13 protein-coding genes are annotated in these 13417 nt (G+C 65.6%); 2 read left to right on the top strand and 11 right to left on the bottom strand.

What is annotated here, in order from left to right; genetic code table 11:
• Positions 1-8 precede the first annotated feature (8 nt).
• The 11 genes from lpxD to rpsB all read right to left on the bottom strand — a co-directional run bounded on the left by lpxD (position 9) and on the right by rpsB (position 11253).
• Entirely contained in the window at positions 9-989 is a 981-nt protein-coding gene (lpxD, locus tag AC27IQ_RS04165; protein ID WP_487088439.1) for a UDP-3-O-(3-hydroxymyristoyl)glucosamine N-acyltransferase, read from the bottom strand.
• A gap of 27 nt (positions 990-1016) precedes the next feature.
• On the bottom strand, positions 1017-1544 hold the full coding sequence (locus AC27IQ_RS04170) for an OmpH/Skp family outer membrane protein (RefSeq protein WP_272568495.1): 528 nt from the start codon (positions 1542-1544) through the stop codon (positions 1017-1019).
• Positions 1544-3841: an outer membrane protein assembly factor BamA gene (bamA, locus tag AC27IQ_RS04175; protein WP_272568493.1), complete on the bottom strand. Its 2298-nt coding sequence runs from the start codon at positions 3839-3841 to the stop codon at positions 1544-1546. The genes AC27IQ_RS04170 and bamA overlap by 1 nt, the downstream gene beginning before the upstream one ends.
• A 42-nt stretch (positions 3842-3883) precedes the next feature.
• Entirely contained in the window at positions 3884-5248 is a 1365-nt protein-coding gene (gene rseP / locus AC27IQ_RS04180; protein WP_487088442.1) for an RIP metalloprotease RseP, read from the bottom strand.
• Positions 5249-5275: 27 nt separating this feature from the next.
• Positions 5276-6454, bottom strand: a complete 1179-nt coding sequence (gene ispC, locus AC27IQ_RS04185) for a 1-deoxy-D-xylulose-5-phosphate reductoisomerase (RefSeq protein ID WP_487088444.1) — start codon at positions 6452-6454, stop codon at positions 5276-5278.
• The gene (locus AC27IQ_RS04190; protein ID WP_284431491.1) at positions 6451-7305 is read right to left on the bottom strand and encodes a phosphatidate cytidylyltransferase; all 855 of its coding nucleotides are present in this window, start codon (positions 7303-7305) and stop codon (positions 6451-6453) included. The genes ispC and AC27IQ_RS04190 overlap by 4 nt, the downstream gene beginning before the upstream one ends.
• A gap of 12 nt (positions 7306-7317) precedes the next feature.
• The gene (gene uppS / locus AC27IQ_RS04195) at positions 7318-8049 is read right to left on the bottom strand and encodes a polyprenyl diphosphate synthase (protein WP_284431490.1); all 732 of its coding nucleotides are present in this window, start codon (positions 8047-8049) and stop codon (positions 7318-7320) included.
• Between the two features lie 32 nt (positions 8050-8081).
• Positions 8082-8642 carry a ribosome recycling factor gene (gene frr / locus AC27IQ_RS04200; protein WP_272568485.1) on the bottom strand — a complete coding sequence of 187 codons (561 nt, stop codon included), beginning with the start codon at positions 8640-8642 and terminating at the stop codon, positions 8082-8084.
• A gap of 48 nt (positions 8643-8690) precedes the next feature.
• Positions 8691-9413 (bottom strand): UMP kinase, encoded by a 723-nt coding sequence (gene pyrH, locus AC27IQ_RS04205; protein WP_272568484.1) that lies wholly within the window; start codon positions 9411-9413, stop codon positions 8691-8693.
• 56 nt (positions 9414-9469) lie between these two features.
• On the bottom strand, positions 9470-10396 hold the full coding sequence (gene tsf / locus AC27IQ_RS04210; protein ID WP_284398757.1) for a translation elongation factor Ts: 927 nt from the start codon (positions 10394-10396) through the stop codon (positions 9470-9472).
• Positions 10397-10500: 104 nt separating this feature from the next.
• Positions 10501-11253, bottom strand: a complete 753-nt coding sequence (gene rpsB, locus AC27IQ_RS04215; protein ID WP_272568482.1) for a 30S ribosomal protein S2 — start codon at positions 11251-11253, stop codon at positions 10501-10503.
• 310 nt (positions 11254-11563) lie between these two features.
• Between rpsB and AC27IQ_RS04220 the strand changes: the two genes are divergently transcribed.
• Together AC27IQ_RS04220 and AC27IQ_RS04225 are read left to right on the top strand one after the other, a co-directional pair.
• The gene (locus tag AC27IQ_RS04220; RefSeq protein WP_487088448.1) at positions 11564-12811 is read left to right on the top strand and encodes an FAD-dependent oxidoreductase; all 1248 of its coding nucleotides are present in this window, start codon (positions 11564-11566) and stop codon (positions 12809-12811) included.
• Between the two features lie 15 nt (positions 12812-12826).
• Positions 12827-13417, top strand: a 591-nt coding sequence (locus tag AC27IQ_RS04225) for an NAD(P)H-hydrate epimerase (protein WP_487088450.1), incomplete at its 3' end; no start/stop codon positions are given.

Raw genomic sequence — 13417 nt, forward strand, 5'->3', positions numbered from 1 at the left:
GATGCGGTCTAACCGACTTTTCGAGTTTGTTCGAGGGCCTTGATCCGTTCGCGCAGGCTGTGAAGCTGCTTGAGCGTGGCCGCGTTTTTTTCCCACTTCGCATTTTCGTCGATGGGGAACATGCCGGTGTATTGACCCGGCCGGGTCAGCGATCGCGTGACCACCGTGGCCGCCGACACGTGCACGTGGTCGGCCAGTTCGAGATGCCCCAGCACGATGCCTCCGCCCCCCACCGTGCAATGCGCGCCGATGGTCGCGCTGCCCGCCACCCCTACGCACCCCGCCATGGCGGAATGCCGGCCGATGCGCACGTTGTGGCCGATCTGGATGAGGTTGTCGAGCTTCACGCCATCTTCGATGACCGTGTGTTCCAGTGCGCCGCGGTCGATGCAGGTGTTGGCGCCGATCTCGACGTCGTTGCCGATGTGCACGGCCCCCAGCTGCTCGATCTTGATCCACTCGCCGCCCTGCGGAGCGAAGCCGAAGCCGTCGGCCCCGATCACCACGCCGGCATGCACGATGCAGCGATCGCCGATGTGGCAGTCCTCGCCCAGCGTCACCCGCGATTTGAGCACCGTGCCCGCGCCCACGCGCGCACCGCGCTCCACCACGCACAGCGGGCCGATGAAGGCCGTGGGATGCACCGTGGCGTCCGGGTCCACCACCGCGCTGGGATGGATGCCCTGCGGCACCGCCACGGCGTGCGCGCGCTTCCACAGCTGCGTGGCACGCGCGAAATACACGTACGGCTCGTCCGCGACGATGCACGGCCCCCGGGCCAGCCCGGCCTCGCGCATCGATGGCGCCACAATGACACAGGCCGCCCGGGAGGCGGCCAGTTGCTGCTGGTAGCGCGGATGGCTTAAAAAAGCCAGGTCACCGGGACCTGCAGACTCCAGGGGAGCGATGCGGTGGATCTCTCCGTCCCTCTCGCCCCCCTCCAGCGTGCCGCCCAGCGCATCGACGATCTGCCCCAGAGAGAGGCTCACGCCGCGCGCCCCGTCAGCCGACGGCCATCACTTGGCGGGCGTGGCAGCAGCGGCATTCAGTGCCTTGATCACTTTGTCGGTGATGTCGTGCTTGGGGTTGATGTAGACGGCTTCCTGAAGGATCACGTCGTACTTCTCGGCCTCGGCGACCTGCTTGACGACCTTGTTGGCGCGTTCCAGCACCTGGCCCAGCTCTTCGTTCTTGCGGGCGCCCAGGTCTTCCTGGAACTCGCGGCGCTTGCGCTGGAAGTCGCGGTCCTGGTCGACCAGCTGGCGCTGGCGGGCCGTGCGCTGGCTCTCGGCCATCGTGGGCGCTTCGCGCTCGAACTTCTCGGTGGCGGACTTCAGGCTGTTGCCCTGCTCCACGAGGTCCTTCTCACGACGGGAGAACTCCTGCTCCAGCTTGGCCTGGGCCGCCTTGGCGGTGCTGGCCTCGCGGAAGATGCGGTCGGTGTTGACGAAGCCGGCCTTGAACTCCTGCGCCTGTGCAGGCACGGCTGCACCGAGCGTGCCCAGCAAGAGAACGAGGGGAATATGGCGGGAGAGAGATTTCATTAGAAAGACGTTCCGATCTGGAATTGCAGTTTCTGGATTCTATCGCCGGCGAACTTGCGCACCGGTTGCGCAAAAGCGAGGCGAAGCGGACCGAGCGGAGAAATCCAGCTCAGGCCCAGGCCGGCAGAGACACGCATGTCGCTGAGGGTGACCTTTTCATCTTCGCCATACACGTTGCCCGCATCCACGAAAGTGAACACGCGCAGCGTGCGGTCGTTGCCCGCACCTGGGAACGGTGCGATCAACTCGGCATTGAGCGTGACCTTCTTCGGTCCGCCCAGCGACGCACCCGTCACGTCGCGTGGACCCAGCGTGCCCTGGTCGAAACCGCGCACGGAGCCCAGGCCGCCCGAGTAGTAGTTCTTGAACACCGGGAACGGCCGACCGTTCATGCCCTTGCCCCAGCCGAACTCGCTGTTGAAGGCCATGGTGAACTTCTTGTTCAGCGGCACATACTGCTGGAACTGGTAATTGCCGCGGACATAGCGCGCATCGCCGGCCACCGACCATTCGGTGTTCAGGCGCTGGTAGCGGCCCGAATTGGGTGCCAAGGCGCTGTCGCGGTCATCGCGCGACCAGCCGATCGTGAGCGGAATCGCGGTGCTGCTGGAGCCGTAGGTCGTGGCATACGACAGGTACGCGGCGGGAATGTTGGTGCCCAGCTTGATCCGCGTCTGTTCGAGGCCGCCCCCGAAGAACACGGTATCGGTTTCGCTGAAGGGGATGCCGAAACGCACGCTGGTACCAGCGGTGATCAGCTCGTAGTTGCCGCCCTGGTCCTCGTACGGCTTGTCGGTGCGGTAGTAAAGATCGAGCGTGCGCGAGATGCCGTCTCTCGTGAAGTACGGGTTGGTGGTGCTGAACACCAGCGTGCGGCGGTACTTGCTGGTGTTGACGTCCACCCCGAGGTAGTTGCCCGAACCGAACACGTTCTCCTGCTTGATGCTGAACGACAGCGAGACCTTTTCCGCACTCGAGAAGCCCGCGCCCAGCTGCAGCGATCCGGTGGGCTTTTCGGCCACGTTCACCACCAGGTCCACCTGGTCGGCCGAGCCCGGCACTTCCTGCGTTTCCACATTGACTTCGGTGAAGAAGCCCAGGCGGTCTACGCGGTCACGGGACAGCTTGATCTTGTCGCCGTCGTACCAGGAGGCTTCGTACTGGCGGAACTCGCGGCGGATCACTTCGTCGCGCGTGCGGTTGTTGCCGCTCACGTTGATGCGGCGCACGTAGGCACGGCGGGCCGGCTCGGCGCGCAGCACCAGGGCCACGCGGTTGTTCTCGCGGTCCACTTCGGGCACCGCTTCGACACGCGCGAACGCGAAGCCGAAATTGCCGAAGTAGTCGGTGAATGCCTTGGTGGTTTCGGCCACCTTGTCGGCGTTGTAGGGCTCGCCGGGCTGGATGGTGATCAGCGACTTGAACTCGTCGTCGCGGTCCAGGTAATTGCCTTCGATCTTCACGCCGGAGACCACGTAGCGCTGGCCTTCGGTTACGTTGACGGTGATCGTGATGTCCTGCTTGTCCGGGGAGATGGCCACCTGCGTGGAGTCGATGCGAAACTCGAGGTAGCCGCGCGCCAGATAGTAGGAACGCAGGGTTTCCAGATCGGCGTTCAGCTTGGTGCGGGAATAGCGGTCCGACTTGGTGTACCAGCTGAGCCAGCCGCCCGTGTCCTGGTCGAACAGCCCTTTGAGCGTCGATTCGCTGAAGGCCTTGTTGCCCACCAGGTGGATTTCCTTGATGCGCGCGGGCTCGCCTTCGGTCACGGTGAACGTGAGGTTGACGCGGTTGCGCTCGATGGGGGTGACCGTGGTCACGACCTCGGCGCCGTACAGGCTCTTGTTGATGTACTGGCGCTTGAGCTCCTGCTCCGCGCGGTCGGCCAGCGCCTTGTCGAAAGGCCGGCCTTCGGTCAGGCCCACATCGCGCATGGCTTTCTTGAGCGTGTCCTTGTCGAATTCGCGGGCACCGGCGAAGTCCACGTCGGCGATGGTGGGACGCTCTTCCACGACCACCACGAGCACGTTGCCGCTGGCCTCCAGGCGCACGTCCTTGAACAGGCCCAGCGCGAACAGCGCACGGATCGCCGCAGCGCCCTTCTCGTCGTTGTAGTCGTCACCCACCCGCAGCGGCATCGATGCGAAGATCGTGCCCGGCTCGACGCGCTGCAAACCCTCCACCCGGATATCCTGCACCTTGAACGGCTCCAGGGCCCATGCCGCATTGGCAGCAAAAACCATGGCGGCCACGGCACAAGCCTTGCGCACGCCCAAGCGATTGAATTGTTTTTTCATGAGTGAACTGGTACCGCGCGGTGAACGCGCGCGGCAAAAAGGTTAGCCAAAAAGCCGGGTGATATCGTTGAACAGGGCGATGGACATCATCAGGAGAAGCACCGCCACGCCGCCGCGCTGCAATCGCTCCATCCAGGCGTCGGACACGCCCTTGCCGGTCACGCCTTCCCAAAGATAATACATCAGGTGCCCACCGTCCAAAACCGGCAGCGGAAGCAGGTTCAGCACACCCAGACTCACGCTGATGAGGGCCAGAAACACCAGGTACTGCGTGAGCCCCATGCTGGCCGAACGGCCCGCGTAATCGGCGATGGTGAGCGGGCCGCTGAGGTTCTTGAGCGAGGCTTCGCCGATCACCATGCGCCCCATCATGCGCAGGGTCAGGGCCGACACCTCCCAGGTGCGCACCACTCCGTTCCACAATCCTTCGAGCGGCCCGTGCCGCACGGTCACGAACTCTGGCTGAGCGCCCACGAACGCTCCCACGCGTCCGACCGGGCCGGAAGGCTCGCTGTGCAAGTCCGGCAGCACATCCAGCGTCAAGGTCTGGCCGCCGCGTTCGATGCGCCACGGCTGGGATACGACCACCCCGCCACTGACCGATGCACGGATGAGCTCCCGCAACTGCTGGCCATCCACCACATTCGTCGCACCGAGCCTGACGACCAAATCCCCCTGCCGCAATCCAGCGCGTTGCGCCGCCCCTCCCTGGACCACCTCGCCGAGCACGGGCCGCGTCCACGGACCCACGATGCCGATCTTGCGAAAGAGCTGCGCATCCGCCTCCCGCGCATCGAATTGCGCGAGTTCCAGCACCATCTGGCGCTGCGGCGCCCCGGGCGACGGCTGCACCTGCAGGCGGACGTCGGTGCCGTCGAGCGCACCGCGGGTCAGGAGCCAGCGCAGGTCCTCGAAGGATCGCACCGGCTCGGATTCTTCGTTGCCGAGAGCCGCTTCCAGCACGAGCTCGCCGCCTTGCAGGCCGGCTTTCTGGGCCACGGACCCGGGCACGGGGCTGGCGAGAACCGCCTTCGGCTCCTCCACGCCCATCCAGTTCACTGCGGCGTACAGCAGCACGGCGAGCAGCAGATTGGCCGCCGGACCCGCCGCCACGATCGCAGCGCGGGATCGCAACGGCTTGGCATTGAACGACAGGTGGCGCTCATGGGCATCGACGGGAGCCTCGCGCTCGTCCAGCATGCGCACATACCCGCCCAGGGGAAACGCGCCGATGACGAATTCCGTGGGTGATCCCTTGGGCTGCCAGCGCAGCAGGGGCTTGCCGAAACCCACCGAAAAACGAAGCACCTTCACGCCGCAGGCGACCGCTACGCGGTAGTGGCCGTATTCATGGACGGCGATGAGCACGCCCAGCGCGACGATGAAGGCAATGACGGTCAGCAACATGGTGTCTTTCTGCCCGGAGGCGATGGCTCAGGCGGCCAGCCGCTGCGCACTGCGCAGAGCGACGGACCGTGCTTCGGCATCCAGCGCCAGCAGGGCCCCGAGCGATTCGGGGTTGGAGGGTGTCACCGCCTCCAGAGTTGCAAGGTTCAGCCGATGAATCTGATCGAAACGGATGCGGCGCTCCAGGAACGAGGCCACGGCCACCTCGTTGGCGGCATTGAGCACCGCCGTGGTGCCGCTTTGCGCGCGCAGCGCCTGCCAGGACAGGTGCAGCCCCGGGAAGCGGGTGGCATCGGCCTCCTCGAAGGTGAGCGCGGACAGGGTGGAAAAATCCAGCCGCGGCGTTCCGCTCTCGATGCGCTCCGGCCAGGCCAGCCCGCAGGCGATCGGAACGCGCATGTCCGGCGTTCCCAGTTGCGCCAGCACCGATGCATCCACGAACTGGACCATGGAATGGATGATCTGCTGCGGATGGATCACCACCTTGATCTGCTCCGGCGCCAGATCGAAGAGCCAGCGCGCCTCGATGACCTCCAGGGCCTTGTTCATCATGGTGGCCGAATCGACCGAGATCTTTCGCCCCATCGAGAAATTGGGATGGGCGCAGGCCTGCTCCGGCGTGACATCGCGCAGCGTGGCCGGCGCCCGGGTGCGAAATGGCCCGCCGGATGCGGTGAGCAGAATGTGGTCCACGCGGCGGGCCCAGGTCTGCGGGTCTTCGGGCAGGCACTGGAAGATCGCCGAATGCTCGCTGTCGATCGGCAGCAGCATGGCCCCGCCCTCCCGGACGGCGGACATGAAGACCTCACCGCCCACCACCAGCGCCTCCTTGTTGGCGAGCAGCAGGCGCTTGCCGGCCCGTGCCGCCGCAAGGCAGGGGCCCAGGCCCGCAGCGCCGACGATGGCGGCCATCACCACGTCCACCTCTTCGTGGGAGGCAATGGTGTCCAGCGCGTCCGGGCTCTGCAAGACCCGCGTTGCCAGACCATGCGCCGCGAGCCGCTCCTCCAGCAGGCGCGCATGCGGCGCGCTGGCCATCACGGCGAAGCGGGGCTGGAAACGGACACATTGCGCCAGCAGGGCGTCGACCTGCGTGGCAGCGCTCAGGGCGAACACCTCGTAGCGCTCGGGATGGCGTGCCACCACATCCAGGGTGTTGGTACCGATGGACCCCGTGGATCCCAGGACCGTGATGCGTTGTTTCATGCGGAAGCGAAGTGGGTCAACATCATGGCCAGCGGCAAGGTGGGCAACAGCGCATCCACGCGATCGAGCACGCCGCCGTGGCCCGGCAACAAACCGCTGCTGTCCTTGGCGCCGATGCTGCGCTTGACGAGGGACTCGGTCAGGTCGCCCACCACGCTCATGGCCGCCATGAACACGGCACCCAGCAACAGCAGCCACCAGCCGCGCGCGAACAGGTGGGTATAGAAACTCGCGACCGATGCACTGGCGGACGCGTCGGCGACCACCCAGGCCACCGCCAGAACCACCACACCGGCCATGCCGCCCCACACGCCTTCCCAGCTCTTGCCGGGGCTGATCGAGGGGGCCAGCTTGTTCTTGGTGAAGCGCAGGCCGAAGGCCCGGCCTGCGAAATACGCAAAGATGTCTGCCACCCAGACAAGAACCAGGATCGACATCAGAAAATTGATGCCCGCCATGCGCGCCTGCACCGCGGCCAGCCACGCCAGCCACAGCACGAACACGCCGCCGACCAGCCGCACGGCCTTGGGAACCTGGGGCCAGCCCTGGACACCCGCGCGCAGCATCCAGGCGCCGACAAGCACCCAAGCGGCGCCACCCAGGGTCCACAGCCAGGCCAGCGGTTGCTGCAGCCAGCCCATTGACCAGCTCGCCGCGCAAAGCGCGACGCAAGCGGCCCCCACCCCCACGGCCGCGCCAGAGCCCAGCCCTTGAAGCCGACCCCACTCCCAGGCACCCGCGGCCATCAAGACCAGGATGACCGTGGCAAAGGGCCACGGAGACGGGTAAAAAAGCGCAGGCAGCAAAATGGCCAGCAGGACGATGGCAGTGATGACGCGCTGTCGAAGCATGGAAAAGCCCTTTCAGACCTGCAGCGAGGCAGGTGACGACGCCAATATTTGCTCGGATGTCTTGCCGAAACGGCGCTCTCGGGCATTGAAGGCGGCAATGGCCTCATCCAGGGCCTTGCCGTCGAAGTCCGGCCAAAGCCGGTCACTGAAGTAGAACTCGGAATAGGCAGACTGCCACAGCAGGAAATTGCTGATGCGCATTTCTCCACCCGTGCGGATCACCAGGTCCGGATCCGGCACGTGCGCCAGGCCCATGGCCGCATGCAGGCTGGCCTCGGTGATGGGCTCGCCCCGCGCCGCGACGGCCGCAGCGGCCTGCGCGATGTCCCAACGGCCGCCGTAGTTGAAGCAGACGTTCAGGACCAGGCGGGTATTGTGCGCGGTGTCCAGCTCGGCCTGGCGCAGGCCCGCCCGCACCTTCTCCGACAGCCCGGCTTTCTCGCCCACGAAATGCAGGCGCACTCCGTCTTTTTGCAGTTGGGGGACTTCCCGGGACAGCGCCTTGGCCAGCAAGTCCATGAGTCCCGAGACCTCATCGGCAGGCCGGTTCCAGTTCTCCGAAGAGAAAGCGAACACCGTCAGAACGGCCACGCCCCGCTCCACGCAGGCCTGCGCGCAGCGTTTGAGAGACTCCACGCCCTGCTTGTGCCCCGCCAGCCGCGGCAGGAAACGGCGCGTGGCCCAGCGGCCATTGCCATCCATGACGATGGCAACGTGGTGCGGAATGACCGAAGAGGCGGACATGCAGGGCAACGATCGATTCCCGGAACCGGGGATCAGACCGCCATGATTTCCTGTTCCTTGCCGGACACCAGCGCATCGACTTCGGCGATGTGCTTGTCGGTGACCTTCTGGATCTCGGTTTCCGAACGCTTCTGGTCGTCTTCGGAGGCCAGCTTGTCCTTGACCAGCTTCTTGACGGCTTCGTTGGCGTCACGGCGCAGATTGCGCACGGCGATCTTGGCGCTCTCGCCTTCGTTGCGCGCGAGCTTGGTCATTTCCTTGCGGCGCTCTTCGCTCATGGGAGGCATGGGCACGCGGATCAGGTCGCCCATGGAAGCGGGGTTCAGGCCCAGATCGCTTTCGCGGATGGCTTTCTCGATCTTGGCACCCATGCCTTTTTCCCAGGGCTGGACGCTGATGGTGCGCGAGTCGATCAGGGCCACGTTCGCCACTTGCGACAACGGCACGAACGAGCCGTAGTACTCGACCTGCACGGAATCGAGCAGCGCCGGATTGGCGCGGCCGGTGCGGATCTTGGACAGATTGTTCTTGAACGCCACGATGGATTGGTCCATCTTGGTTTCTGCATTCTTCTTGATATCGGCAATGGTCATGTTTTTCTCCTCAGCATGAAGCCAGGCGCGCCGGAGCGCGCCCAACGCTCAAGCGTACACCAGCGTGCCTTCGTCCTCACCCATGACCACGCGCTTGAGCGCGCCGTGCTTGATGATGGAAAACACGCGGATCGGCAACTTCTGGTCACGGCACAGGGCAAACGCCGTCGCATCCAGAATTCCCAGATTGCGCGACATGGCCTCGTCGAACGTGAGCTTGGTGTAGCGGGTCGCCGTTGGGTCCTTCTTGGGATCAGCGGTGTACACACCGTCCACCTTGGTCGCCTTCAAAACCACCTCGGCACCGATTTCGGCACCCCGCAGCGCTGCCGCGGTGTCGGTGGTGAAGAAGGGATTGCCAGTACCGGCGGCGAACACCACCACCTTGCCCTCTTCCAGGTATTGCAGGGCCTTGGGGCGCACGTAGGGCTCGACGACCTGCTCGATGGCGATCGCCGACATCACACGCGCAGTCAGTCCCTGCTTGTCCATGGCGTCGGCCAGTGCCAGCGCGTTCATGACCGTGGCCAGCATGCCCATGTAATCAGCGGTGGCGCGGTCCATGCCGACCGAGCCGCCGGCCACGCCGCGGAAGATGTTTCCACCACCGATCACCACGGCCACCTGCACACCCATGCGGGTGACCTCAGCGATCTCCTCCACCATCCGGACGATGGTGGCACGGTTGATGCCGAAGGCATCGTCCCCCATGAGCGCCTCGCCAGACAACTTGAGCAAAATGCGCTTGTGGGCTGGTGCAGCGATGGACATGGGGACTTCTCCGTGGGGCAATGGAATGGCGGGTGAGGTGGCGATGGGGTCTGCGATCAAGCGGCAGACTTGGCGGCTGCCACCTGGGCGGCCACTTCGGCAGCGAAGTCGTCCACCTTCTTCTCGATGCCTTCGCCGACCACGTACAGGGTGAACGCCTTGACCGTGGTGTTGGCGCCCTTGAGCATCTGGCCCACGGACTGCTTGCCGTCGGCGGCCTTCACGAAGACCTGGTCGAACAGGGACACTTCCTTGAGGTACTTCTGCACGCCGCCTTCAATGCGCTTGCTGACGATTTCGTCGGACTGCACGGCCTTGCCCTCGGCTTCCGCCTTGGCCTTGTCTTCCGCGGCCTTGGCAGCGGCAACCGAGCGTTCCTTCTCGATCAGGTCGGCAGGCACGTCGGCGCTGGTCAGCGCGACGGGCTTCATGGCAGCGATGTGCATGGCCACGTCCTTGGCAGCGGTTTCGTCGCCTTCGAACTCGACCACCACGCCGATGCGGGTGCCGTGCAGGTAGGAGGCCAGCTTGTTGCCGGAGAAGTGCTTGAAGCGGCGGAACGACATGTTCTCGCCGATCTTGCCGATCAGGCCCTTGCGCACTTCTTCCAGGGTGGGGCCAAAGCCGTCCTGGCTGTATGGCAGGGCACCCAGGGCTTCCACGTTGGCGGGATTGTGCTTGGCCACCAGTTCGGCAGCGGCCTTGGCCAGCGCGAGGAAGCTGTCGTTCTTGCTCACGAAGTCGGTTTCGCTGTTCACTTCGATCAGCCCGCCGGTCGTGCCGTCAATGTAGCTGGCGACCACGCCTTCCGCGGTGATGCGGGCAGCGGCCTTGCCGGCCTTGGTTCCCAGCTTCACGCGCAGCAGCTCTTCCGCCTTGGCCAGGTCGCCTTCGGCTTCCGTCAGGGCCTTCTTGCATTCCATCATGGGGGCATCGGTCTTTGCGCGCAGTTCGGCGACCATGCTTGCGGTAATTGCAGCCATCTTTTTCTCCAGTCTCAGTTCAGTTCGTTACAGCATTCGGGCTAAAAAAAAGGGGGCTAACCAGGAGCCCCGCTTTCATTCGCGACAGGTCGCGCGGCCGGGAATCAGGCAGCGGTTTCTTCCACTTCCACGAATTCGTCAGAGCCTTCGGCAGCCACGGCCTTGACCACGTCGTTCACGGCATTGGCACGGCCTTCGATGATCGCGTCGGCGATACCGCGGGCATACAGGGCCACGGCCTTGGCCGAGTCGTCGTTGCCGGGGATCACATAGTCGATGCCTTCGGGGGAGTGGTTGGAGTCCACCACGCCGATCAGCGGAATGCCCAGCTTCTTGGCTTCAGCCACGGCGATCTTGTGGAAGCCCACGTCGATGATGAAAATGGCATCGGGCAGTGCATTCATTTCCTGGATGCCGCCGATGTCCTTTTCCAGCTTTTCCATTTCGCGGGTGAAGGTGAGCTGTTCCTTCTTGCTCATGGCGTCCAGGCCGCCTTCTTGCTGGGCCTTCATGTCCTTCAGGCGCTTGATGGAGGTCTTGACCGTCTTGAAGTTGGTCAGCATGCCGCCCAGCCAGCGCTGGTCGACATAGGGCACACCGGCGCGCTGCGCTTCGGTGGCGAGGATTTCGCGGGCCTGGCGCTTCGTGCCGACCATCAGGATGGTGCCGCGGTTGGCGGTGAGCTGCTTGGCGAACTTTTGGGCGTCCTGGAAGAGCGGGAGCGACTTTTCCAGGTTGATGATGTGGATCTTGTTGCGATGGCCGAAGATGTACGGGGCCATCTTGGGGTTCCAGAAACGGGTTTGGTGACCGAAGTGGACACCGGCTTCCAGCATTTCGCGCATGGTGACGGACATGAGAATTTCTCCGAAGGTTGGGTCTAAAATCCAGCCCCAATAACTGCCGGCTTGCAAGAAGAAGGCAGCACCTTGAAAGGGCTGGTTTGCGATTTGTCTTGCCAGGTTGTCGGCCACGCACTGCGCAGCCACCAGCAAAACCCAAAGATTCTAGCATGGCAGATTGACCGAGCCCAAACGGACCCTTGCGCCATTGGAGCGGCCGGCGCCGGCAGGGCCCGCCTGGAAACAGGCCCTTGGAAAACACAAAAACAGTAGCAGCCAGCGCAGTGTCCATTAGCGCCGGTGCCTGAAAGAGCTCAGAAACCAAATGCACATCGCCATCGTGGGCGCCGGGATCGTCGGCGTCACCACTGCTTACGAACTGACGTGCGACGGCCACGAGGTTTCGGTTTTCGAACAACGCAGCGCCGCGGCGGAGGAATCGAGCTTCGCCAATGCCGGCCTGTCGTCACCTGCCCTTCTCATTCCCCTGGCGGCCCCCGGCATCGGCGGCCCGCAAAGCACCCGGCTGTGGGGACGCCATGCGGCGGTGCGGCTCGCGAAAGGGGTAACGGCTTCCGAGCTGCGATGGCTCTGGCGTTGGCGCAAGGCTGGCCGCTCGCCGGCCCTTCCGATGGCCCTTTCCGCACTGGAGCAACTGGGCCGTTACAGCCAGGCGCGCATGCGGTGGGTGTCGGAGCAGCTGCAGGTGGACGCGGAAACCGGCCGCGGCGCGCTGGTCCTGCTGCGCACGGTCGAAGACCTGGCGCACCTGCAGCCGGCCCTGCAACTGCTGCGGGACGCGGGCATGGTCATCCACGACGTGGATGCCGAGACCGCCCGCCAGATCGAGCCAGGCCTGTCCCACGACAGCCCCCTGATCGGCGCCCTGCACATTCCCGATGGCGAGTCCGGCAACTGCCGCCTCTTCGCCCAGATGCTGCGCTATGCCGCGCAGGAGCGCGGGGCGCAGTTCCATTTCAATGCCCAGGTCACCGGGCTGGATGCGTCGCCCGCGGGTCTGCGGATCGCCGGCGAGACGCTGCCGCGCCGGTTCGATGCCGTCGTCGTCTGCGCCGGCGTGGCGGCGGCGGCGCTGTTGCGTCCCTTGGGTGCCGAGCTACCGATGGCCGCGCTCCACGGCTACTCGATCAGCGCCCCGGTGCGCGAAGACTCCCATGCCCCGCAAGGATCGGTCGTGGACCCGCTCCACCGGGTGACGATCACGCGCCAGGGCCAACGCGTGCGCATTGCGGGCGGCGCCGAGCTCGGCCGGGCCGATGGCGCGCACCATGCGCCCACGCTGCAAACGCTGTACCAGGCCATCTCCGGCTGGTTTCCCGGCGGGGTGCAGGTTTCATCCGGCCAGGTGCAGGTGTGGCGTGGTGCCCGCCCCACCCTGCCGGACGGTGCCCCGGTCGTGGGTCCGAGCGGCCTGCCGGGGGTGTGGGTCAACGCCGGCCATGGCGGCTGCGGCTATGCGCTCGCCAGTGGCAGCGCTCGGGCCCTGGCCGACCTGATGGCCCAGCGCGCGCCCGAGGTGGATCTGCAGCACTTCGCGCTGCGCCGCTTCTGAGCCGGATCCGACGCCATGCGCTCCGAGCCGCCCGCAGCAACAGCGCCGCAGCCCGCCCTTCGCCGGATCACGGCCGATCAGCCCCATCCCCTGTTCGATACACAGGCCACGCGCCGGATCGAACAGGCCCTGGCAGCGCAATGCCCCCCGCACACCCTGATGCAGCGGGCCGGTTGGGCGGTGGCCCGGCTGGCCCAGGCCATCGCCCCGCACGCTCGCAACGCATGGGTGGTCTGCGGTGCGGGCAACAACGGCGGGGACGGCCTGGAAGCGGCGTTCCAACTGCACCGGGCGGGGCGCATCGCCACGGTGACCTGGCTGGGCCGGCCGGACACGGTGCCACCCGATGCGCTCGCGTCCTATCGGCGTGCCGCGGCCGCGGGTGTCGTTTTTTCCGATGGCCCGCCGCCGGGCATGGGGCCCGATGACGTGTGCGTGGACGCGCTGCTGGGCATCGGCCTGGCGGGCAGCGGCAAATCCCGCGCGGCTGACCCACGCATGCAGCAACTGCTGGCCCAACTGCATGCCACACCGGCGCCGGTGCTGTGCGTCGATACGCCCTCCGGCCTGTCGGGCGACACGGGCCAGTTCGCGGCCGGACTGGCG

The sequence above is a fragment of the Acidovorax sp. KPB24-07 genome (genome assembly GCF_057543315.1).